At 61.7% G+C, this 22530-nt stretch carries 16 protein-coding genes; 11 read left to right on the forward strand and 5 right to left on the reverse strand.

The genetic code is table 11. The annotated features are described in order from the left end of the window. A partial coding sequence (locus CHEJ32_RS24635; RefSeq protein ID WP_034658320.1) for an Ig-like domain-containing protein occupies positions 1-1114 on the reverse strand: 1114 nt, incomplete at its 3' end. 671 nt (positions 1115-1785) lie between these two features. On the opposite strand from CHEJ32_RS24635, the gene mbhE reads away from it, so the two are divergent. From mbhE to CHEJ32_RS0112310, 9 genes are read left to right on the forward strand one after another with little or no spacing between them, the layout of a single operon-like run. Further along, the gene (gene mbhE / locus CHEJ32_RS0112270) at positions 1786-4119 is read left to right on the forward strand and encodes a hydrogen gas-evolving membrane-bound hydrogenase subunit E (RefSeq protein WP_245261079.1); all 2334 of its coding nucleotides are present in this window, start codon (positions 1786-1788) and stop codon (positions 4117-4119) included. A 4-nt stretch (positions 4120-4123) separates the two neighbouring features. After that, positions 4124-4528: an MnhB domain-containing protein gene (locus CHEJ32_RS0112275; RefSeq protein WP_028034134.1), complete on the forward strand. Its 405-nt coding sequence runs from the start codon at positions 4124-4126 to the stop codon at positions 4526-4528. Further along, positions 4525-4908, forward strand: coding sequence for an NADH-quinone oxidoreductase subunit K (locus tag CHEJ32_RS0112280; protein ID WP_028034135.1), 384 nt, complete (start codon positions 4525-4527; stop codon positions 4906-4908). Before CHEJ32_RS0112275 ends, CHEJ32_RS0112280 begins: the two co-directional genes overlap by 4 nt. Further along, positions 4901-6421: a Na+/H+ antiporter subunit D gene (locus tag CHEJ32_RS0112285; RefSeq protein ID WP_028034136.1), complete on the forward strand. Its 1521-nt coding sequence runs from the start codon at positions 4901-4903 to the stop codon at positions 6419-6421. The genes CHEJ32_RS0112280 and CHEJ32_RS0112285 overlap by 8 nt, the downstream gene beginning before the upstream one ends. Next, complete coding sequence (locus CHEJ32_RS0112290; protein ID WP_051469636.1) at positions 6418-6759, forward strand: Na+/H+ antiporter subunit E; 342 nt, start codon at positions 6418-6420, stop codon at positions 6757-6759. The genes CHEJ32_RS0112285 and CHEJ32_RS0112290 overlap by 4 nt, the downstream gene beginning before the upstream one ends. Continuing rightward, positions 6756-7046 carry a monovalent cation/H+ antiporter complex subunit F gene (locus tag CHEJ32_RS0112295; RefSeq protein WP_051469637.1) on the forward strand — a complete coding sequence of 97 codons (291 nt, stop codon included), beginning with the start codon at positions 6756-6758 and terminating at the stop codon, positions 7044-7046. Before CHEJ32_RS0112290 ends, CHEJ32_RS0112295 begins: the two co-directional genes overlap by 4 nt. Then, positions 7046-8305: a monovalent cation/H(+) antiporter subunit G gene (locus CHEJ32_RS0112300; protein WP_028034139.1), complete on the forward strand. Its 1260-nt coding sequence runs from the start codon at positions 7046-7048 to the stop codon at positions 8303-8305. The genes CHEJ32_RS0112295 and CHEJ32_RS0112300 overlap by 1 nt, the downstream gene beginning before the upstream one ends. 47 nt (positions 8306-8352) lie before the next feature. Further along, a complete protein-coding gene (locus CHEJ32_RS24640; protein WP_051469638.1) occupies positions 8353-9819 on the forward strand; it encodes a sensor histidine kinase in 1467 nt (488 codons plus the stop codon). Then, positions 9816-11135: a sigma-54 dependent transcriptional regulator gene (locus CHEJ32_RS0112310; RefSeq protein WP_028034140.1), complete on the forward strand. Its 1320-nt coding sequence runs from the start codon at positions 9816-9818 to the stop codon at positions 11133-11135. The genes CHEJ32_RS24640 and CHEJ32_RS0112310 overlap by 4 nt, the downstream gene beginning before the upstream one ends. Before the next feature lie 21 nt (positions 11136-11156). Here the strand turns inward: CHEJ32_RS0112310 and CHEJ32_RS24645 are convergent, their stop codons facing one another. Then, a complete protein-coding gene (locus tag CHEJ32_RS24645) occupies positions 11157-12116 on the reverse strand; it encodes a GyrI-like domain-containing protein (protein WP_084032791.1) in 960 nt (319 codons plus the stop codon). Between the two features lie 197 nt (positions 12117-12313). Here CHEJ32_RS24645 and CHEJ32_RS0112320 point away from each other — a divergent pair, with 197 nt between their 5' ends. Both CHEJ32_RS0112320 and CHEJ32_RS27725 read left to right on the forward strand, forming a co-directional pair. Beyond that, on the forward strand, positions 12314-14161 hold the full coding sequence (locus CHEJ32_RS0112320) for a hypothetical protein (protein ID WP_028034141.1): 1848 nt from the start codon (positions 12314-12316) through the stop codon (positions 14159-14161). Continuing rightward, positions 14089-18963: an autotransporter domain-containing protein gene (locus CHEJ32_RS27725; RefSeq protein ID WP_371179801.1), complete on the forward strand. Its 4875-nt coding sequence runs from the start codon at positions 14089-14091 to the stop codon at positions 18961-18963. Before CHEJ32_RS0112320 ends, CHEJ32_RS27725 begins: the two co-directional genes overlap by 73 nt. A gap of 86 nt (positions 18964-19049) precedes the next feature. Here the strand turns inward: CHEJ32_RS27725 and CHEJ32_RS0112330 are convergent, their stop codons facing one another. The 3 genes from CHEJ32_RS0112330 to CHEJ32_RS0112340 all read right to left on the reverse strand — a co-directional run bounded on the left by CHEJ32_RS0112330 (position 19050) and on the right by CHEJ32_RS0112340 (position 22384). Next, a complete protein-coding gene (locus CHEJ32_RS0112330; RefSeq protein WP_028034143.1) occupies positions 19050-19487 on the reverse strand; it encodes a VOC family protein in 438 nt (145 codons plus the stop codon). A gap of 241 nt (positions 19488-19728) precedes the next feature. After that, on the reverse strand, positions 19729-20346 hold the full coding sequence (locus CHEJ32_RS0112335) for a hypothetical protein (RefSeq protein WP_028034144.1): 618 nt from the start codon (positions 20344-20346) through the stop codon (positions 19729-19731). 34 nt (positions 20347-20380) lie between these two features. Further along, positions 20381-22384 carry a BCCT family transporter gene (locus CHEJ32_RS0112340; RefSeq protein WP_028034145.1) on the reverse strand — a complete coding sequence of 668 codons (2004 nt, stop codon included), beginning with the start codon at positions 22382-22384 and terminating at the stop codon, positions 20381-20383. Between the last annotated feature and the right edge of the window lie 146 nt (positions 22385-22530).

Genomic DNA, 22530 nt, shown 5'->3' on the forward strand with positions numbered 1-22530 from the left:
CCGGCAGGGCGAAGCTGGTGCCGGTGCCGGGCTGCCAGGTCCGGCCGCCGTCGAGGCTGTATTGCCAGCCGGCATCCTCCTCGAGCCCGCCGACACTGACCGTGCCGTCCCGGGTGATGCCGTCGCCGGCGGTGCCGGTGTCGTTGGCAAGGGCTGCCGTCGGCGCGACGGGCGGCAGCGTGTCGGGTGCGGTAATCGGCGTCGGACCAGACTCGTTATTTGATCCGTCAATCAGGGTGACTGTGAGGTCCTGCCCGTCGCTCGGTTGGAGCGGATAGACCGCCGTGCCCTCCGGCGAGAGAACCACACTGCCGAGCACCTCGCCATCTGGTCCGTAAATAATTGCCGTCGTACCGGGTTCACCGCTGATCGTGAGGGTCAGGCCGTCCGTATCGATCGCCACCTCCGGCGCGGCAGGTGGAGTCCTGTCGGGTGCCGTCGCTGTTGCCGGGTCCGAGCTGTTCCCGGCGTCATCCGTCAGAATCACCTCAAGCTGCTCGCCGTCTATCTGAGCGGGGTGAAGCGGCACGGTGAAGGAGCCGTCCCCTTCGACCCTGCCTTCGCCAATGACACGACCTCCCGGATCGGTAACGGTCACGGTCGCGCCCGGTTCGCCTTTGCCGATAAGGATCGTCCCGTCGTCACTGATCGCGAGATCGGTCGGAAGCGCAGGCGCTATCAGGTCATCGGAGTCCGAGATGCTGTCGTTACCGCCGCCTCCTCCAGAAGCGGCGGCTGCCGCGCCGAGCCCGAGGCCGCCTGCGGCAAGCACAGCAGCAGGATTCAAGGCGCCGCCAGCGCCCACGAGCTGGTCGACCGAGTCGATCTCTGCAAAGCGGAAATCAGCAAGACCTTCGCTGTGCTTTCCGAGCCAGAGCTCCCCGTCGGCGTCCTGCAGCACGAGTTCGTTGCTGGGGGAATCGTAAAAATTTGCGATTCGGACGACGGCGCCCGAGCGCAACCGGATGACGAGATCAAGCCCCTGGCGCTCGAAGCCAGCCACCATCTCCGGGCCATAACGCAAAACCACCACGCTCGGTGAGTCGACTACGACGGTTGTGGCATTCACTATCCGTGACGAGCCGCTCACCTTGTCGACAACCGTAGCCGCCATATTCCACCCCTCTGGCTATCGCCTCCGAACATCATCGGACCGTCCGGCATGGCTCGCACGTTCAGGGTTCAGGCGAGCATGATCAGGAACGCTGCCGATAGGAGGCCTCTGGCCCTCAATAGCGGAGATGGAAGGTGCCTGCTCAGCATATAACGCAAATGGTTTATAAAGCCTTAAGGCGACCCTGCGGACGGCGCACCCGGGCACTGGCCGTATGCCCGCTTTTCCCGCGATCAGGTCGAGAGTGCTCGTGCCTCAAGGCATCGTCCAGTGCGGAGGAAGGTGGTTCGCCGCGCGTCTGTCCAGCTCGCCGCCCTTCGGGCGCATGGCTGGCAAACCGTCCTGCCGACGATGCCGCTGAGGGCCTGCACGACGGTCGCAGCCGTAAGTAAGGCGTGCTCGTCGCATCGGGCAGCGAAAGGCGAGGGAGCGGCTCTTCGCTATCGCGGGTGCCTGCTTCATCCTTGTGCTAAGCGAAGAGCTCTTTCGGCGACGACCGTCGCTCCGCGCTGCCTGTGGGCGTTAAGAATGTTGAACGCGGTTCGGCATTCTGGTCCGAAAGCTCGAACGCTCCCCCTCCGCCGAATAATCTAACTGGTTGGCTCCGAACGATATTTATTCCTGGCACGGCGCTTGCTTCATCCTCCTTCATAGGAACGGAGCATGGGGCAGTGGGTTTTCAGGGGTTCGAATTTCCAGGCGTTATCGCAGTCGCACTGCTGGGAGCATTGGTGGCGCGGACGGCTGCCATGGTCTTCGGTAGGCATACGGGTTGGGTGATGAGCCTGGTACCGGTGATGCTCTTGGCGGCGCTCCTTCGGCGAGTGCCTGCCGTGGCAGACAGTGGCGTTGTGCTCACCTCGATCCCGTGGGTGCCGTCGCTGGGGGTGGAGTTCTCTTTCCGGCTCGACGGCTTTTCGCTCCTGTTCGCGCTTCTCATTACCGGCATCGGTACGCTGGTGGTGATCTATGCCGGCGCTTACTTTTCGCAAAAGCCGCGCGACCAGATCGGCCGGTTCCTCGGCCTCATCTTCCTCTTCATGGCTGCGATGCTGGGGACCGTGCTGGCAGACGATCTCATCGTCATGTTCGTCTTCTGGGAGCTGACGAGCCTTACCTCCTTCATGCTGATTGGCTTCAACAGCGGGAGTGCCGGGGCGCGTAAAGCGGCGCTCCAGTCGCTGCTGGTCACCGGCGGCGGCGGATTGGTGCTTTTTGCGGGCATCCTGCTCATCGGCATCAATCTCGGCACTTTCTCCGTCACGGAAATCCTTGCCCGCTCGGACGAGCTGGCGGCGAGTTCCTGGAGCGGCCCGATCGTCATACTGATCATGATCGGCGCCTTCACAAAGTCTGCCCAGGTTCCGTTTCATTTCTGGCTGCCAAATGCGATGGAGGCGCCTACACCGGCATCGGCCTATCTGCACTCGGCGACCATGGTGAAATTGGGCGTTTTCCTGCTGGCCCGTTTCGACCAGGTCTTCGCGGAACTGCCCGCGTTCGGCACCACGCTTGTCGTGGTCGGCTCGCTCACGATGTTGGTTGCCGCTTTTCAGGCACTGCGGGCAGAGGGCTTCAAGGCGGTTCTCGCGCAATCGACGGTCGCTTCGTTGGGAATCCTCGTCATGCTGATCGGCCTGAACGGCGAGATAGCGGCAGTCGCGACGGTTGGCTTTATCGTCGCCCACGCGTTCTACAAGGCCGCGCTTTTCTTTTGCGCCGGAACGGCGATTCACGCGACCGGTCAGACGAGCCTGCGAAAACTTGGTGGACTTTCCCGTTTCCTGCCCGTGACGGCAGTGGCCGCGGTGCTGGCAAGCCTTTCCATGGCTGGTCTGCCGCCCTTCGTGGGCTTCATTTCGAAGGAATATCTTTTCGAGGCGCAGCTTACCAGCGACTGGAACGTGGTGCCGGTTGTGGTCGCGGTGATGGTCAATGCCGTGATGGTGGGGGTAGCCGGCGTGGTGTCGATCAGGCCGTTCTATTTCGGATCCAAGCGCGTAACGGAGGTGCATCATGGCGAAACGCCGGGGCTTCTGGCGGGGCCGCTGATCCTGGCGAGCGCCGGCATCCTGATCGGTCTTTTTCCCGACGCGCTCGCTCGCACTCTGATCGGCCCTGCCGCGTCGCAGCTTTATGGCGAGCCGATCGACGTTTCCTTTGCGCTTTGGCACGGCTTGACGCCAATGCTGGCGCTCTCTGTGCTGGTGGTGACGATCGGGGTCTTGATCGCCATTTTCTGGGACAAGATCCATGGTGGATTACGCCACCGCAAGCTCCTTGCGGAAGCCTTCGGTGACGGCGGCTACCGCTGGGTGCTCGGCGCCATACTCGGATTCGCGCGGCGCTCGACGCGCGTTTTGCAGAATGGTGACCAGCACCGCTATACCGCCGTGGTAGTCTCTGCCGTCATTATGGGGCTCGCGATCGGGATGCTTTCCGGCGCGACCGGCGTCTCCTTGGTGCCGACCGGCGGCCCGCTGCGATGGCCTCTGGTGATCGTTCTGGCGCTTTCGGTCTTTGGAGCACTGGCGACAATCACGTCTCGATCCCTGATCGCCAGCCTTGTTTCCGTCGGCGTTACCGGCTTTGCCGTCGCCGTCGTCTTTATGCTGAACGGCGCGCCGGACCTGGCCCTTACACAATTCGCCGTCGAGACGCTGCTCGTCGTCCTGCTTACGGCGATCCTGCTGCGCCTCCCCGCACGGCGGCGTCATTCGCGCACCTCTTCCGAGCGCCAAGGTGACGCGCTCCTGGCCTTCGGCTTTGCCGGCGTCATGTTCGTCGCCATAGCCAGCATGACAGCAGCGCCGATCGATCTAAGGCTGTCGGAGTACTTCGGCCAGACGAGCTATCTCGAAGCGCACGGCCGCAACGTCGTCAACGTCATCCTCGTCGATTATCGCGCCATCGATACGCTGGGCGAGATTGCGGTCGTCGTCTTCGCAACGCTTGCAGTTTGGGCACTGCTGCGCGGTGCGGCGCCGGCTCGAACCAAGGGGTAAGGCAATGTCGCTGATCTTTTCCGCGATGGCCCGCATCTTCTTCGCCTTGATGCTTGCCGTCTCGCTGTTCCTGCTTTTTCGCGGCCACAATGAGCCAGGTGGAGGATTCGTGGGCGGCCTTGTCGCTGCGTCCGCATTCACCATGCTTGCATTGGCCGAGAATGTATCCGTCGCTCGCCGGGCGCTTCACCTGCATCCAGTCGTGCTGATGGGAGCGGGCCTCCTGCTTGCCTTTTTCAGTGGCTTGCCGGGGGTCCTGTCGGACCGGTCCTTCCTCGCCCATTGGTGGTTCGAGGTCGGCTCCCTTCATCTGGGCACCGCCACTCTCTTCGACATCGGCGTCTACTGCGTGGTCGTCGGCGGGGTGTTGTGTCTGATTTTTCGCCTCTACGAGGATCCGGCCCAATGAACCTCGTCTATGCCTTTGCCATAGCGGCCCAGATGGGCTGCGGCATCTATCTCCTTTTGTCACGCCACGTCGTGCGCGTCGTGCTGGGCATCCTGCTTCTTTCGGCCGCGACGAACCTGCTGATCTTCGTGTCAGGCGGGTTGATCAATACTGCACCTCCCGTCATCAGCGCCGGTTCGGAAACCCTTGGCGACCAGGCAGCCAACCCGCTGCCGCAGGCGCTGATCCTGACAGCGATCGTCATCGGCTTCGCGCTCGTGGCCTTTGCCGCCGCACTCGTTCTGAAGACCTACCGCGCGCTGGGGTCCGTCTTCACGGATCACCACAATGCCGCAGAAGCGATGGGCAGCCCCTTCGTGGAGGAAAGCTCCAATGGCTGAGTTCTTCGCGCAGACCGCACTTTTATGGCCGCTCGGCATACCGATAGCCGCGGCTGCCCTGTGCGCCGCGCTCTGGTCCTCGCCGCGGGCACAGCGCACCGCGAGCATGGCCGGGCTCGTGCTTACCCTGGTGGCGTCGCTGCTCCTGCTTTCGCAGGTTCTTTCCGACGGCATTCAGGTCAAGCAGTTCGGCGCCTGGGCCGCACCCTTCGGCATCTCCTTCATGGCCGACCCCTTCGGGGCGGCGATGGTGGTCATTTCGAGCCTACTGGCATTGGCCGCGGGGGTCTTCGGCTTTGCGGACCTGCGCCAAAGGCAGGTCAGATCGGGATTCCATCCATTGTTCCAAGGGCTGACGGTCGGCGTCAACGGCGCTTTCCTGACCGGCGACATCTTCAATCTATACGTATGGTTCGAGGTGATGCTGATCACCACGCTGGGGCTCATTACGCTCGATCGTACACGTGCACAGCTCGACGGCGCGATGAAATACGCCGTGCTCAACCTCTTCTCGACCATCCTGTTCCTGATGGCGATCGGGCTTCTCTATGGTGTCACGGGCACGCTCAATATGGCCGATCTGGCGCGGGTCCTGCCGCAGACGGAAGCTTCGAGCGCGCTCGGGGTGGCGGCGATGATGTTCCTGCTGGCATTTGGCATCAAGGCCGGTTTCTTTCCGCTGTTTTTCTGGCTGCCCGCCTCCTACCACACGGCATCGATCGTCGTCTCCGCGGTCTTTGCAGGGCTTCTGACCAAGGTCGGAGTCTATGCGTGCTTCCGCGTCTTTACCCTGCTCTTCGAGGTGGAGGACGGAGGCATTCGCACCATCGTGGCCCTGGTCGCTGCCGGCACGATGCTCTTCGGCGTGCTCGGCGCGGCGGTCCAGTGGGACGTGCGGCGCATTCTATCGTTTCATATCATCAGCCAGATCGGATACATCCTGCTCGGGCTTGCCATCGCCACGCCGCTCGCGCTGGCAGGAGCGATCTTTTACATCATCCACCACATCATCGTTAAGGCGAACCTCTTCTTTATCGCCGGGGCGATCCATCGCGCCACGGGTACTTACGACCTGCGCAAGGCAGGTGGCCTGATGCGCTCTTCCCCGCTTCTGGCCCTGCTGTTCCTGATCCCGGCCCTGTCCCTGGCCGGCATCCCGCCGATGTCCGGCTTCTGGGCCAAGTTCATGGTCATCGACGCTTCGTTCCGTGGCGATGCGGCGTGGCTTGCCGCGGTTGCGCTTTTTGTAGGTCTCCTGACGGTCTTCTCGATGAGCAAGATCTGGATCGAAGCATTCTGGAAGGAGCCGCCGCGTGCAGTGGAGCGCGTGCGGAAGGTGCCCCTCGCCATGACGGCGCCTATTGCCGTTCTGTGTGCGGTCACCGTCGCAATCGGCTTCAACCCCGAGCCCCTGATCGCCTTCGCCGGCCAAGCGGCCGAGACGATGGGCGATCGGGCGCTGTTCATCGCTGCGGTCCTGCAGGAACGCCACATCGCGGGAGCGACCCAATGACGATTTCCTTGCCCTCCCGGATGGCGAAAAGTGCCATCCTCTGCACCGTCTTTCTGAGGGAGCTCATCGTTTCCTCCCTTGCGGTGGCGCGTGCCGTTCTTGGAAAAAAGGACAGGATCGCGCCTGCCATCATTGTCGTCCCCCTCGATCTGCGCACGCGCGCCGGCGTGGTGACGCTTGCCAATTGCGTGACGCTGACGCCGGGCACCACCTCGCTGCACGTGAGCGAGGATATGTCGAAGCTCTATGTGCATGTGCTCGACGCTCCGTCAGCGGAAGCGGTCATCGCCGGGATCAAGCAGAGCTTCGAGACCCGGATCAAGGAGATCGAAGGATGATCGAGTTTCTCGACACCCATTTGACGATCATTGCCGGTGTGTTGATCGCCTTGCTGATGTTTCCGCTGGCCATGAGTGCGGCGCGGATGATGACGGGGCCCGGCTATGCGGACCGCTTCGTCGCGCTGGACATGCTGACGGGAATAGGGGTTGCGATCGCTGCGTTGACCATGGTGGTCACAGGCAGGCGTGAGTTCCTCGACATTGCTTTCGGCATTGCCTTGATAGGTTTTCTGGCGACCTGCGCGCTTGCGGCCCTGCTTGAACGGAAAAAGGAGGACGACTGATGCTTCCCATTCTTTCCCTCCTGGCCAAGCTCGCGGGCGTCGGCTTCCTCTTCATTGCCGCCCTAGGGGTTATGCGGCTTTCCGACCCGTTTCAGCGCATGCATGCGGCGACGAAAGCCGGGACGCTCGGGGCCGGGCTCGTGATCCTCGGGTCGATCATCAGCCAAGGTGCTGCGGATGCGACCGTGATAGGCATGCTCGCTATGGCATTCTTGCTTCTCACAGTGCCGGTCGCCGGACACCTGCTCGGTCGCGCATTCTATGTTTCCGGCGCTCGGCTTGCGTTGCGCGGCGGCGACGCACTCGACGGCATTCTGGAACGCAGCAGCCAGGCACTGGACGAGCGTATGGCGTGGCAAGCGGATTTACGCCCCACATCCGAGCCGCCCGTGCGAAAAGGAAGCAGGACGGCACCTCATAAGCCTCGTCCGACGCAGGTGGTCGAGAAGCTTCCGGCTCTTAGCACCGTGCGCTTTGCCGTTATCGCGGGAAGGGTGGAACCGATAGCCGAGCGAGCGTTTGCGATTGCGAAAAAGCGCGGCGCACTGCTTTCGGCGCATATCCTGATCGATCGCTGCGCGATAGACACAGCCGAGGATCAACTCCAGGCACGGACGCGCATCCGGACCGCCGCTGGAGAAGCCATTAGGGCGCTGAAGACGCGGATCGACGCCGCGGGCCTTGCCGTCTCGCTCAACTATGATGAAGGCGATCCCGAACAACTCCTGGCGAGCACGGAAAGAGGAGGCGAGTTGCTCATCCTGCCTTGCGAGGGGTGGTTTCATCATCAGGTAAAAGAACGGCGGCCGTTGACGACCTGGGAGCCGGACGGCCTTCTTCGTCTGCCTCTGGTGCATCGTGGCCCGGTTCTCTATTGCGCGGATGCGGCCTCTCGCGGAGTGCAGACAAGCATCGTCCTGCGCGACTGCGGCGAGCCCCATCTTCCCGGCCTCCTCGATTGGGCGCTTGCCGCCGATCTCTGGCCCGATCCGCATGTGGTGCTCGTCTCAGGCGCTTCCGCGGGGCGTATCGCCGCGTTCGACGGAGTGGCGGCGGCCTATGGCTGCAGCTTCGAGCACCGCTCCGCGAGCGCAGAGGATTGCACCATTCCGGCTTCGCTCGCGTCAGCCGATGCCGTCATTCTCGGCGCGGTCCCAAGGCCGCTGCGTACCGCCTGGTATGGTTTGCACTGGCGCGATCGGATCGCGCCAGCCATGCGTGGTGACGTCCTGGTCATGGAGGCCGGTGGCAGCGGCTGAGCCTGTTTCGACTTTCACGGCAGTGTCGTTTGGCTATAGTCCGCTGGATGTCCGTTTCGCTCCATGCCCGCAAGAACAAAGGCCGGCTGCCGCTCACAACATCGCTGCCGCTCTTTGTCGCGCTGGCAATGTTCGTCGTCGCGGTCGGATCCACGCAGATCGGCGTACGTTTCCTGAGAGCCAGCAACGAGGCGGCACTGCAGGATCAGGCCGTGGTCTTTCTCGACGCGGTCGCAGGCGGGATAGCGGCTGAACTTGCGGCACGGCCGGAGACCGTCCGACAGCAGATCGCGGCAGCGCTCACCTACCGCACCGCCCTGCGTGAGGAATCCATAGCGGTTCGCTGGAGGGATGCCGCAGGCGAACTTCATACTGTCGTCATCGGCGAGGCGCATCGCCCGATTCTCCGCTCTGCCCTCGATGCCTGGAACACGCCTGGCCCGGAAGGAAGACGCGTCTGGCAATATCCCGACCGGCAGCTAACCGTCGTGATGCGAAGCTATCGCGAGGCCGAGATCCCTTTCGCGCTGAGCGCGGCCTTCGACGCTAGCGAAGTCATCGAGGCGGGGGACGTAGCCGCCATAGCAGCCCTCATCGTTGACATACTGGTGGCGGTACTGGCTGCCGTGGCTGTGTACGTGGTCACACGCCGAGCCCTGGCGCCTCTGGATGCTTTTATCGCTCGCTTGGCCATGCATGACGAGCCAGACACGATGCACGCAGGCCTGAGGCGGGGGGACGAATTGCGCCGTCTGGAGGCCGCGCTCGCGCTGCGTGAGAAGTCGGAAGCGGAGCGGGCGCAGGTTCTCTCCGATGTCGCTGAGCAGGAACGAGACGCTTTGCTTGCGCGCATGGCTGCCGGCATCGCCCATGAGGTGCGCAATCCGCTTGCAGGCCTCATGAACGGCGTTTCCACCTTGAAGCGGTTTGGAGACGAACCGCGCGTGCGCGAGGAGACGGTGAAGCTCTTGGAGCAGGGGCTCGAATCGATAGGCCGGGTTGTCGACGTGACACTGGCAACTTATCGCCGCCGTTCCGAAAGGCGCATTCTGGCCGGACGCGATATCCAGGACCTCGATCTCCTGATCCGCCCGGAAGCGAAACACGTGGGCGTCGATATCGTTTGGGAGTTGGACGACCAGATCGAGATCCCTGCGGATGCGGATGCCCTGCGGCAAATCCTTATCAACCTCCTCCTCAATGCGGTTCGGGCCTCTCCGCCAGGTGGCAGGGTGCTGACTCGCGTCGAGCTCGGTGCGGGAAAGGACACGGTGCGCATCAGCATTTGCGATGAAGGGGAGGGAATGCCAGCGGACATGGTCGCCTCCCTGGTCTCGGGAAAGGTGGACGACGTACCGCTGGAGCGTAGTCTTGGAATCTGGGTGGTGGCAAATCTGGTAGAGCAGATTGGCGCCCGGCTCTCGATACATAGCGAACAAGGCAAAGGCACTACGGTGACGCTCGTGTTGCCGAACGGCGCGGAAGCAAGCACCGAAGAAGGGAGAGGATCGTGAACGCCCTGCTTCTCCTGATCGAAGATGACGAGACACTCGGCGCCTCCCTCGACCAGCGCTTTTCGCTCGAGGGCTTTCGTGTGCGCTGGGCTCGCACCGCGCGGGAAGCGGAAGAGCTTCTCGCTCGCATCGATCCGGACGTCATCGTTTCCGATATCCGGCTTCCGGACGGTGATGGCGAGACGATTATGCGGCGTCACTTTACCCGTGTCGGGATGGTTCCGACGATCTTCATGACCGCCTATGGCGATATCGATCAAGCGGTGCGGCTCGTACGCGAAGGCGCGATTGATTACGTCACGAAGCCCTTTGATCTGGACCGGTTCGTCGAGACGCTGCGCTCCATCTGCCGGCGAGGCGGCTCAGGACCGGGGCAGCGGCTCACCGGTTCGGACGCGATGCGCGTCGTGGAGACCGTTCTGGACCGCGTCGCCGACACCGATCTACCCGTCCTGCTTTTGGGAGAGACCGGCACCGGCAAGGAAGTCGCCGCGCGTCATCTCCACGATAGCGGGACGCGCCGCGACAAGCCTTTCGTGGCAGTCAATTGCGGCGCGCTCCCGGCCGAGATGGCCGACTCCATGCTGTTTGGCCACGAGCGCGGCGCATTCACCGGGGCTGTGGGCAGGCATCGCGGCTATGTCGAGGAAGCAGGTGAAGGGACCCTTTTCCTTGACGAAGTGGGGGATTTGCCGCTCGCTTTGCAGGTGAAGCTGCTGCGTGTCATCGAGTCGAGAACGTTCCGCCGGCTCGGGTCTACGGATGATCTCCCCTTCGCGGGACGCATCGTCTGCGCCACCAACCGCGACCTGGAGGCGATGGTCGCCGCAGGTCTGTTCCGCGAGGATCTCTGGTTCCGCATCAATGTCATAACCTGCCGGATGCCTCCGCTGCGCGAGCGGCGCGAGGAGATAGCCGGCCTGCTGGAGCAATATGTGCGCGAGGCGGCGGTGAAATTCGGGCGGCCGGCCCCGGCAATCAGCGCGGCGACGCTGAGCGTCGCAAGGACATATGGGTGGCCAGGAAACATCCGTGAGTTGATAAATCGCGTGGACCGCGCGGTCGTGCTTGCCAGCAGGCCGTCGATCGAAGCGGACGACCTCTTTCCTGAGCATGGCGCCCCGGCGGACGACAAAGTCCCCACCGTGGACACGCTCGCGCAGGCGCGTGAGGCGGCCGAACGCGCCCATATACTCCTCACTTTGCGGCGCACCGGCGGGGGCGTTCAACAAGCGGCAGCGCTGCTCGGCATATCGCGGACGACGCTTTGGGAAAAAATGAAGCGTTATGGTATCGATGCCGACAGCGCCGATTGAGCCACCGTCGGAGCGTGTTGTTCATTTCCTTGTGGCTTTGTCCGCTAATGGAAGAACAATCTGAAGGTCTTGTGCTTGGCCTATATTCGTCCAGGGCGGCGAATTGTAGAATTCGTATCCTCCGTTTCCATCCGGCAGGAACATCTCACCGGAAGCCGCAAGCCAGTCGACGCTGACAAACTCATAAGTGCGGAAAATCTCTGCATAAGGCCCTTGATGCCTGATCGAGACATAGCGGCCGGGCCTGAATTCGAGGGGGGACAAGGCGGTCCGGCCGGCGGAGAAACCCTGATCCACCACCGCACAATCGTATCGGACGAGATCACCGGGAGTAATAAGAGGGGTATCGAGGATGACCCCGACCGGCTGGGCTTCCGAAAGCGGAAAGCCTATCTGCACGAGATATTCGGCGAACCTCCGCCAGTTCTCTTCGATCAGCGCGTATGACCCGTAAAACCGCATCGCAAGCAGCTTGATTTCCGCCCGCTGGGCGACCTTTGCTCGCGACAGGTCTTCGTTACGGGGCCTTGGCGGAGTCGGAAGGATCTTTTGAGCTGCGGATCGGTAGTCGGAGGGCGTCAGGCCAAATTGTCTCTGGAAGGCGCGAATGAAAGCCTCATGGCTCGCATAGCCGGCGTTAAGCGCGATGTGGGTGATGGATTGCGTGCTCATCTGGAGGTTCATGGCCGCACGGTCAAGGCGCGTCCGTCGCATATATGCGGTCGGCGATTCCCCCATGATTTCCTGAAACAGCCGCTGGAAATGGAATGGGCTGAGCCCAAGATGCTCGGCAACGTCCTCTAGGGTCGTCGACGTGGCGGGCGTCCGTTCGATCATGCGCACCGCGCGTGCAATTCTGGGATGATCGAGCATGCGCGGAGGAGGAGCCTTCCGCATCGATAACGCGCCGTAACCCGCAGGTGGTGGATCGTAGCTTAGCCGTTCTTCGTTCGCGCCAAATCCACCCCGGCCGTCATTCATCGGAAAATCTCAACAAAACGAAGATGATCGTATCAATCACAGTGGCCTGACCGCAAGTTCTATCAAGTCGGCTGACCGGATTTGCCTGTAAAGGTGAAAAATGTTTCGGAATCGGCGCATAGGCCTAAGCGTTAGCGGATGTCTCGGGAATGCGCTGCACGGGATCGAGGGGTTGGCGAGTGCGGGGAACGGGGGACGTGTCGGCGAGGGTCGTCAATCGATCGCTTCTGGATAAAGCTGAAAGCGCAGCAAATCGGAACGGCTCTCGTCAGCAAATCTTGCTCGGCGGTGTCTCTTTCTTCGCCCTGCTATTGAGCTCGGCTCCGATTGCCGCCCAGGAAATCATCGATAACGGCGAGGTATCCGCTCCCGGTCTCTGGCAAATCACCGACTATTTATATGTAGGAGATAGCGGCAACGGCACTCTCACTATAGGGCCGAATGCCCAGGTAACCGCTCCGACCGTGCGCTTGGGCAACCAGGCGGGTTCTTCGGGGACCATATTGGTTTCGGGCTCAAACGCCTCCCTTCAAAGCGACAGCCTCCGGGTCGGGATGGCGGGGCATGGAACGCTCACCATTTCCAATGGAGGTCAGGTCAACACCGCGGTTTCGTCCCATATCGGTAGCGAGGCGGGCTCAGACGGCAGAGTGCTGGTGACCGGGGAAGGCTCTCGGTGGAATTCCGGCGCGGTCGTTGTCGGGAGAAATGGCACCGGGACCTTGATCATTGCAGATGGTGCCGACGTTGTAAGCACAGCAACAGCCTGGATCGGTTATGGCGCGAAGGGCGAAGCGAGCGTCACGGGGGGTGGGTCCACCTGGTCAGTCAGCACCCTCAGCATCGGGCGGGATGCGCAGGGATCCCTGAGCATCGAGGGCGGCGGGAAGCTCACCTCGTTGGGCCAGGCCATTATCGGAGAGGCGTCATCTGGCGCTCTCTCGGTAACCGGCACGGCGTCGTCGTGGAGCGCCAATGAGGTTTTCGTCGGTCTGGGTGGCGTTGGCGAACTGTCGATAACGAGTAATGGCAAGGTCGCCGCGAGCGATTTCATGATCGGCGTTGAAGCGCAGGGCAGCGTAACGGTAGGGCAAAGCTCATCCCTGGACAGCGGATATCTCAGCGTCGGCTTTAACAGCGCAGGATCGCTGGCCGTACGGGATGGCGGGTCTGTTGCCGCGACCGAGCTTTACCTCGGCGAATTTGCGAAGGGCTCAGGTACGCTTTCGTTGAGTGGAGCGGGACTGACGGTCTCCGGCCCGCTTCTTGGCGTGGGCGTTCTCGGCCATGGCAATCTGACGGTCTCGAACGGTGCCTCGGTTACGACCGGCCGGGACACCGCGCTCGGCATCGAGGCCGGCTCGAGAGGCGTGGTGGCCGTGACGGGAGACGGCTCCCGGTTGACGACCAGCACGATGTATATCGGCCAGTCCGGCTACGGGGAACTGACGATCGGCGCCGGCGGCCTGGTTTCGAACGTCAACACCTACATGGGCAATCTCGCGGGTTCCGAAGGCATGGCGACGATTGCCGGCGAAAACGCCCGATGGGAGAGTTCAGCCAATATGGGCGTTGGTGTGCGCGGCACCGGCAACCTGACTGTCGGCACCGGCGGGACGGTTTCCAACGTGAACGGCTATATCGGCCAGTACGGAGGCTCCAACGGGACGGCCACGGTGGAGGGAGAAAACGCCCGCTGGGAAAACACGAATATACTCCACGTCGGCAGTCAAGGCAGCGGGACGCTGAGAATCGGTGCCGGCGGCACAGTGATGAGCGCGGGCTCGACTATCGCATCTTCGGCGGCTTCGAAGGGAAGCGTGAGCGTGGAGGGCAAGAATGCGCGCTGGCTCGTTTCCTCCAACCTGCTGGTTGGCGTTGGGGACGCGAACTCCAAATCGGCGCCGGCGGACTGGTCAGCAATTATGGCGGCCAGATCGGCCTTTCCTCGGATTCGCAGGGCTCTGTCACGGTGGAGGGCGAGGGTGCGACCTGGGCCAATTCGGGTAATGTTGTGGTCGGGAGCGGTGGCACCGGCGCTCTGACCATCGGAACGGGCGGAACCGTCTCCAACATCAACGCCTATGTTGCGAATATGGCTGGTTCGCGGGGCGATGTAACCGTGCAAGGCGAAAACGCCCGTTGGGAGAACGACGGCAATCTCAACATTGGTAATTTCGGTGACGGTACTTTGACGATCGCCGATGGCGGCAAGGTAAGCAACACCATCGGCAGCATCGGCGTTGGTGCTGGAGCAAGCGGCAGCGTCACAGTCAGCGGACCGGGCGCCGACTGGGCAAACCGCGCCAATCTCAATGTCGCAGGGGCCGGTACCGCGTTCCTTCTTATTGAGAATGGGGGCACCGTCAGCAACACGGTGGGCATTGTCGGCCACGACACCACCGCGAACGGCACTGTTACGGTCACCGGAGCTGGATCCGCCTGGAGAAATGGTTCCTCGCTTTCGGTCGCCAATTTCGGAACCGGTGCACTGACGGTAAGAGACGGTGGCACCGTGTCAAATACGATCGGCTATATTGGTGGTATCGCCGGCTCGCACGGGACCGTTGACGTTAACGGCGCCGAATCCGAATGGAACAACAGCGCTGCGCTTTTCGTCGGAACGTCCGGGCAGGGATTGCTCACGGTCTCTGACTCGGGACGAGTTTTCGCCGTGGAAACGGTCGTCGCCAATGAAAGTGGTAGCGTCGGCGCGATCCGGCTGAATGGAACGGAGGCCGGGCGTGGGGTTCTGGAAACCGGACTTGTTGCCGAAGAGCTTGGCACCGGCACGCTTATCTTCGATGGCGGTATCCTCAGGGCTATCAGTGATCGTCCGGATTTCGTGTCTGACTTCGAAACAGGGGATGTGTCGATCGCAGAGGGCGGCGCCTTCATCGACAGCAATGGTCACGATATCGGCCTGACAGTAGCGCTCCAGGGTGCCGGTGGCCTGACCAAGCTGGGTGACGGCACGCTGACGTTGACTGCGGACAATAGCTATGTCGGCAGCACGACCATCCGGGCTGGAGAGTTGCAGATTGGATCGGGCGGTAGGTCCGGCTGGATCGCCGGGAATGTCGTCAACGACGGCACGCTCACCTTCAATCGCTCCGACGATATCGTCTTCAATGGCGGTATAGATGGCACAGGCCAAGTCGTTCAGCGCGGATCTGGCAGGCTGGAGCTTGCCAATACCGGCAATCGATATTCCGGCGGAACGGTGGTTGAGCAGGGCATACTGGCGGGAAACACCGTCTCCATTCGCGGCGATATACGCAATAATGGCGCGGTCGAATTCCTCGATCTCGGACCGAACGTCTTCTCCGGGGACATTTCCGGTGCGGGCAGTGTTTCGATTGACGGCATCGGAACCTTGACCCTGACCGGCACCAACACTTTCATCGGTGGGCTGAAAATCGGCATCGGAAAAAGCGTATCGGTCGCATCTGACCGCAATCTCGGTGGGGCGGCGAATGTCGTGACGCTTGATGGAGGCTACCTGCGTGCGACCTTAAGCTTTGATACCGACAAGAGCTTCAATCTCGCATCTGCAGGCGGCATCATTTCAACCGACGCGAATGCAATGGTCTCGCTCGACGGCGCACTGGACGGCATCGGCGGTCTGATGAAGGATGGCGCGGGAACGCTGATTGTTACGGGGGTATCCTCCTACGCGGGAGCAACCTTCGTGGACGAGGGGCGCCTGCAAATCGACGGCGGCGGATCGATCGCATCCTCTTCCTCACTGACCGTCCGCAACGGCGCCACATTGGCCGGTTCAGGCACGGTGGGCGACACGACTGTAGAGCTGGGCGGCCGCATTGCGCCAGGCAGTTCCATAGGAACGCTGACCGTCGACGGCGATCTGACACTGTCAGCCGGTGCCTGGCTCGATTACGAATTTGGCAGCTCCGGATCGGCGGGTGACCCGGCATCCGGCAACAGCGACCGTATTGTCGTCAATGGCGACCTTTCGCTCAACGGCAATCTTAACCTACTGCAGAGCGGCGACGCCGCGGATGGCCAGGCAGGTTTCGGCTATTACCGCCTGATGACCTACACCGGCACGCTTAGCGGCGCCGGTCTGACGATCGGCTCTACACCGGCGATGCAGGAACCTGCCGCATACCAGATCCAGGCAGGGCCCGGCCGCATCGACCTCTTAGTTGGGGCGGCCGGCGACAACACGATGCAGCACTGGCAGGGTGGAAATGGCACATGGGGTGCCGGCAATACGAACTGGCTGAATCAGGGCGGGCCAATCCCGGCCACCTGGGCCGGCAATACCGCCATCTTTAAGGATGCCTGCAGCTTCGCGGGTGGAAGCATCGCCGTTGATGGCGCCCAAAGCTTCAAGGGTCTGCAGTTCGTGGACGAAGGCTACCGCCTGGAAGGGGCCGGCCAACTACTCGTGGACGGTTCGACACGCGCGGACGGCAATGCGGAGATCCGGGTTCTGGCAGACAGGGCCGTAATCGCCACTGAGATTGCGGGAAGAGGCGGTATCACCAAGACAGAAGCGGGAACCCTGGTCCTTTCCGGCGCCAATAGCTATTCGGGCGGCACCAGAATCCTTGGAGGAGCCGTCGAGGTGACCTCGGCTGGCAATCTCGGCAGCACTGTCGGTGAGCTGGTACTGGACGGAGGTACGCTGAGGACAACAGCGAGCTTCGGCAGCGCCCGTCGAACCACGATCGGGTCCGGCCACGGCGCCTTCGACGTTGGTGCGGGCACCATGCTCGCTCTATCCGGAGATATCAGCGGCCCGGGCAACCTGGTCAAGCAAGGCGCCGGTACGTTGATGCTCGCCGGCGACAACACCTATGCCGGCGCGCGGGTCGAGGCCGGAATACTCGTGGGCAGTTCCAATTCGATTTCGGGCACCGTGCGCAATGCCGGAACGGTGGTGTTCGACCAGACCGCCGATGGCAGCTTTGCCGGGAATGTTTTTGGCCTCGGTTCGACCGATGGCGAGATGATCAAGCGCGGCTCGGGCACGCTCACTCTCTCCGGCACATCCGTGCTCGATTGGACGATTGAGGGGGGCAACCTCATCTCATCAGCAGGGCGCTTCATGGGAGATGCGGAAGTTGGCTCGGATGCGATCTTCACTTTCTATCAGCTGGAAGATGCCAGCTATGCCGGTGTGCTGACGGGCGCGGGCGGTTTCGTCAAGAAGGGCGAGGGCATCCTCCAACTCACGGGCGACAGTTCAGCTTTCGGTGGTCATGTTGTGGTGGCGGGTGGTCGCCTGGTTGTCGGCGGCAACCAGAGTGATGGTAAGCTTGGCGGCTCGATCACCGTAGATGATGGTGGCGTTCTCGGCGGCTCGGGCACGATCGGCGGCGGTATTGGCAGCAGCGTTCTGGTTGCCTCGGGCGGCATCATCGCTCCAGGCAATTCGCTGGGTACGATGACGATCGATGGCGACCTGATCTTTGCGGCGGGCTCACGATATCAGGTGGAGGTTGCATCCGGTGGATCAGCGTCTGATCTGATTGCGGTCACCGGTTCGGCCATTCTCAATGGCGGTTCGGCCGTCCATATCGGGATGACCGGCGCCTATGACCCACGTTCGACCTATACCGTTCTTACGGCCGAGGGGGGCATCACCGGTGCCTTCGAAGGCGTGACGTCGGATTTCGTCTTTCTCGATCCTAAATTGGACTATGACGGAAAGTCGGTGACCCTGACGCTTGACCGCAATGATATCGATTTCGAGGACATCGGCCGTACCCGGAACCAACGCGCCACTGCCACTGGCGTTGAAAGCCTTGGCTTCGGTGAAGAAATTTATGATGCGCTAGTCCAGTTTGATGAGGAGACCGCACGTAGCGCCTTCGACCAGTTGTCCGGTGAAATCCACGCGTCGATCCGAAGCGGGCTTATTGAGGATTCGCATCAGCTTCGAGACGCCATGACGGACCGTCTCCGCTCAGCTTTCGAGAGCGTCGGCGCTTCTGCCACGCCTGTGCTTGCTTATGGTCCAGGAGGACCGGAGCTTGCCGAGGCAAGCACCGATTTTGTTGCCGCCTGGAGCCGTGCCTTCGGCGCCTGGGGCCAGATTGACGCGGACGGAAATGCAAGCGAGCTGGAGCGCAGGACCGGCGGCTTCCTGGCGGGCATCGACGGCCAGCTTGCTGAACTGTGGCGGATGGGCCTGGTAGTCGGCTACAGCCACTCCTCCTTCGATCTCGATCGGCTGAACGCGTCTGCCTCCAGCGACAATCACCATATTGGTCTTTATGGCGGCACTCGGTGGGGAGCGCTCGCGCTCAGATCGGGGATCGGCTACACGTGGCACAAGATCAACTCCGATCGCTCGATCATCCTGCCCGGCCTCGCCGACAGCCTGTCGGCCGATTACGATGCGAACACTTTCCAAGCCTTCGGTGAACTCGCTTACGCCATGGACAAGGGCCGATTTGCGTTCGAGCCGTTCGCCAATCTTGCCTATGTCAAATTCGATTCCGATGGCTTCACGGAAGACGGTGGTGCAGCGGCCTTGGCAGGGGGAGATGGAAGTAGCGATACCACGTTTACAACCATCGGCCTGAGGGCATCGACTGCCTTCAATATTGGTTCGACGACCGCGACGGCGAGAGGCACGATTGGCTGGCGGCATGCCTTCGCCGATACGACACCGCTCGCAACGCATGCTTTTGCCGGAGGCGATACCTTCACCGTTGCTGGCACACCTATTGCTGAAAACGCGGCACTGTTGGAGCTGGGGGTCGATTTCGATATCGCCGACACGGCCAAGCTCGGACTGACGTATCAAGGGCAGCTTGCTAGTGATTCCAGCCAGCACGGCTTCAGCGCGAAGCTCAATATGAGGTTCTAGGTCGACACCCGGAACGCAAGCCTTGACTGGTCCGTCAGCGCATCCCTAATGACATGTGCCCTTCGTCAATGCTGGCGGTATTTCGCTCAAGTGAGTTCTTGGGCGAGTCCGATGAGAAGCCCACCTGGGCCGCGAATGTAGCAGAGCCGATACACGTCTTTATATTGGACGACTTCCCCCACGAGTTGCGCGCCGCGGCTGCGGGTCCTTTCAAGCGTCTCGTCGATGTCGTCCACGGCGAACATGACGCGGAGGTAGCCTAAGGCGTTGACCGGGGCGTTCCTGTGATCTGCCACGACAGGTGGTGTGATAAAGCAGGAGAGCTCGAGCCGGCTGTGGCCGTCCGGCGTGCGCATCATCGCAATCTCCACGCGTTGATCACCCAGCCCCGTCACACGTCCGGACCATTCTCCTTCGATCATGGCCCGCCCTTCGAGCTCAAGGCCGAGCACGCGAAAGAAATCGATCGCCTCGTCTAGGTCATCGACGACGATTCCTACATTGTCCATCCGCTTGAGCGCCATCTCTTCAACCTAAGAGTTATTGCCTGGCCCGTAAAATCAAAAACCGTTCGCCGGGTGCGGAAGTGTTTGATTCAGAACTCGGGGAGGTCGTGATGCCCAGCCACTATGATCTGAAAGATCTGAGTGGTCGCTCATCGCGCCATCGCTGCCGCGAAAGGCGCGGCGGCCTGAACTCTGCCCGAGATCCAGAACTGGCGGATCAGGGGAAGCTGCCGTGAAATTATGAACGCCGCCGTCCGGTTCAGCGGTCACGTTCCAGATCGGCGACAAGCCGTCTTCTTTCACGCCTGCTTCTGATTTGCTTCGTTTCGAGCTCCTGCCCCTGGATGCGCAGTCGACCGTTGTGGTCGAGCAAGAGAAAGCACCTGTGCGCGCCGATCGGCAGGTCTTCAGAGCCATATATGCCTACGATTTCTATGGTGACGGAGCGAATATTGGCCAAGACGGAAAGATCTGGCCCTTCGGTTGAGGTTCGCAGGGCGTGATTTATCAAATTGCCGAAGGTTCCGAGGTCTCTGGTCTGCCCGCTCTCCAACGGGCCCTGCCGGGTTTGCAAGCGCGGGCCCGGCAGAGCTTCATCCTCCAGATCGAGTGTATCGGTGACCGGGCTGATAAGCGTTCCGGTGGGCGTCTCAAGTCTCACTTGCACGCTCTGCACATAAACAGGCCCCGAACTCATATTGCTGAGAAGACATCGCGCTTCCAACCCGTCTCCCGCGCCGCGTGTGATAAGCAGGGTGGCGCGCAGCTGTCTGCGATAGCTGCTGACGAACACCTGGAGGTAAATGATCCAAACCAGCAGTGTGCCGGCGCCGGTCAAGGCGGTTATCAGCTCACGATGCTCGGCAATCCACTGCAATTGATGCTCCTGAAGGACGGGCCGCCGCGCCTATTCAATGCTGGGTGGGAGTGTCCGGCGCGTGTTCCGGCGCACCGATCACCAGGGAGGCTTCGGGTGATTGCACCAGCTGCAGATAGCGGTCGAATTGAGCGAGCACGTCGGAGATGATCTGCTCCTGTGTCATGCCCATGAGGTCATAGCCACGGCTGCCGTCGCTGAAGAATGTATGCGCCTCGAAGCGCTGGTCTCCCTGCGCAGCTTCGAGAGCGGAGAAGGCTGGAAGGCGGTAGGCTACGGGATGCACGCCATAGACGAAATCGCGAACGCCGCTGGCAGGCACCGTGAGCGAGACAGAATAGCCGTCATCGTCGCGCGAGACCGTAGCCACGCGTCCGCGTTTCTCCAGTTCCTGCGCCACGCTTTCGAGGGCAGGCCTGACGATCCTAGCGATATAGTCGGCCACCTCCTCTTCGGCCGGGGCATTCAAGATCAGACCAAGCCGGCGCTGCCAAGTGAGGCCGGCGGCAGGGTAGGCCTGGGGAGCGATCGTTCCTTGTCCGATCTGCCTCTGCGCAAGATCGGACTTCATGCCTTTGAACAGAGCCCAGACCAACACGAGCATGATCACCGAGAAGGGAAGGGCGGTGGCGATCGTTGCTGACTGCAGCGCCCCGAGGCCGCCGGCAAGCAGAAGCACAACGGCAATCAGGCCTTCCATCGCGCACCAGAACACGCGTTGGGCCGTCGTGGTCTCCGTTTCGCCACCGGCTGCGATCGTGTCGACCACGAGTGAACCGGAATCGGCTGAGGTGACGAAAAACACAGCTACCAGGAGTACCGCAATCGACGAGGTGAGAACGGGAAGAGGCAGATATTGAAAAAATTGGAATAGCGCGACGGACAGATCATCGGCCACGGCCCTGTGTAGCGCTCCGTCGGCGACGGTCGTATCGATGAAGAGGGCGGTGTTGCCGAAGACGGTCATCCAGAAGAAGGTGAAGCCGGCGGGAATGAACAGGACGGCGATCACGAATTCCCGCACGGTTCTGCCGCGGGAAATCCGGGCGATGAACATGCCGACAAACGGCGACCAGGAAATCCACCATGCCCAATAGAAGAGGGTCCATGCGTCGATCCAGGGACGCGGTTCATAGGCATAGATGTTGAAGGTTCGCAGCACGATCGTGTCGAGATAAAAGCCGATATTCTGCACGAAATCGCGAAGGAGTTGGGCTGTCGGCCCGACCGCCAGCACGAAAAGCATGAGCAGGATTGCGAGGATCAGGTTCAGTTCGCTGAGGCGGCGGATCCCTTTGTCGACGCCGGTGACGACGGAGATGGTGGCGACTGCGGTGATGACTGCGATCAGGACGAGCTGAACGGCGACGCTGTCGGGGAGGCCGAGCAGATATTTTAGGCCCGCATTGATCTGCAGCACCCCGAAACCGAGCGAAGTTGCGATGCCGAAAAGCGTTCCGCAGATGGCGAAGATGTCGACGGCATGTCCGATCGGCCCATCGATGCGGGTCTTGAGCAATGGGTAGAGACCTGAACGTACGGTGAGTGGAAGGTTGTAGCGGTAGCCAAAATAAGCGAGCGAGAGCCCAACGACTGCATAGATCGCCCAGGCGTGCAGCCCCCAATGGAAGAAGGTGACGCTCATCGCCTGTCGCTGCGCAGCGATGGTGAGAGGTTCGGCTTCCGGCGGGGCCGCGAAATGCGTCATCGGCTCGCCCACAGCGAAGTACATAAGGCCGATGCCCATGCCGGCGGCAAAGAGCATGGCTACCCAGGACAGGTAGTGGAAGTCCGGCGATGAATCATCCGGGCCAAGCTTGAGGTTGCCGAAACTGCTCGCGGCGAAAAGGATCACCGAGCCGATGAAGATCCCCACGGCCAACAGGTAGAACCAGCCGAAGGAGTCGAGGATCCAGCTCTGCACCGCCGCAAAGATTTCCTCCGCCTGGCCGGGAAAAAGTGCGCCGATCCCGAGGAATATCGCGGTAATGGCTACGGACCCGAAAAACACCGGCGGATTGATCACGAATTTGGGCATATGGACCTTGTCTGAGCACGTCGCGAAAAGTGCGCCTCTGACTAACGTCGCGATTGCGGCTTAGGTTCACTCGCTGGGCGGTGTCGAGGAAACCGGCACGGGCTCGTGCGTAGGACATAGGCCATGGCCCATGGCGGGGTCGGTCA

The organism is Chelativorans sp. J32 (assembly GCF_000518985.1).
Classification (GTDB): Bacteria; Pseudomonadota; Alphaproteobacteria; order Rhizobiales; family Rhizobiaceae; genus Chelativorans.

Coding starts and splice junctions, on each gene's coding strand:
- CHEJ32_RS24645 (WP_084032791.1), bottom strand. CDS start 12,116: ATGAATGACGGCCGGGGTGGATTTGGCGCGAACGAAGAACGGCTAAGC.
- CHEJ32_RS24640 (WP_051469638.1), top strand. CDS start 8,353: ATGTCCGTTTCGCTCCATGCCCGCAAGAACAAAGGCCGGCTGCCGCTC.
- CHEJ32_RS0112340 (WP_028034145.1), bottom strand. CDS start 22,384: ATGCCCAAATTCGTGATCAATCCGCCGGTGTTTTTCGGGTCCGTAGCC.
- CHEJ32_RS0112295 (WP_051469637.1), top strand. CDS start 6,756: ATGATCGAGTTTCTCGACACCCATTTGACGATCATTGCCGGTGTGTTG.
- CHEJ32_RS0112275 (WP_028034134.1), top strand. CDS start 4,124: ATGTCGCTGATCTTTTCCGCGATGGCCCGCATCTTCTTCGCCTTGATG.
- CHEJ32_RS0112330 (WP_028034143.1), bottom strand. CDS start 19,487: ATGGCGCTCAAGCGGATGGACAATGTAGGAATCGTCGTCGATGACCTA.
- CHEJ32_RS0112280 (WP_028034135.1), top strand. CDS start 4,525: ATGAACCTCGTCTATGCCTTTGCCATAGCGGCCCAGATGGGCTGCGGC.
- CHEJ32_RS0112285 (WP_028034136.1), top strand. CDS start 4,901: ATGGCTGAGTTCTTCGCGCAGACCGCACTTTTATGGCCGCTCGGCATA.
- CHEJ32_RS0112300 (WP_028034139.1), top strand. CDS start 7,046: ATGCTTCCCATTCTTTCCCTCCTGGCCAAGCTCGCGGGCGTCGGCTTC.
- CHEJ32_RS0112290 (WP_051469636.1), top strand. CDS start 6,418: ATGACGATTTCCTTGCCCTCCCGGATGGCGAAAAGTGCCATCCTCTGC.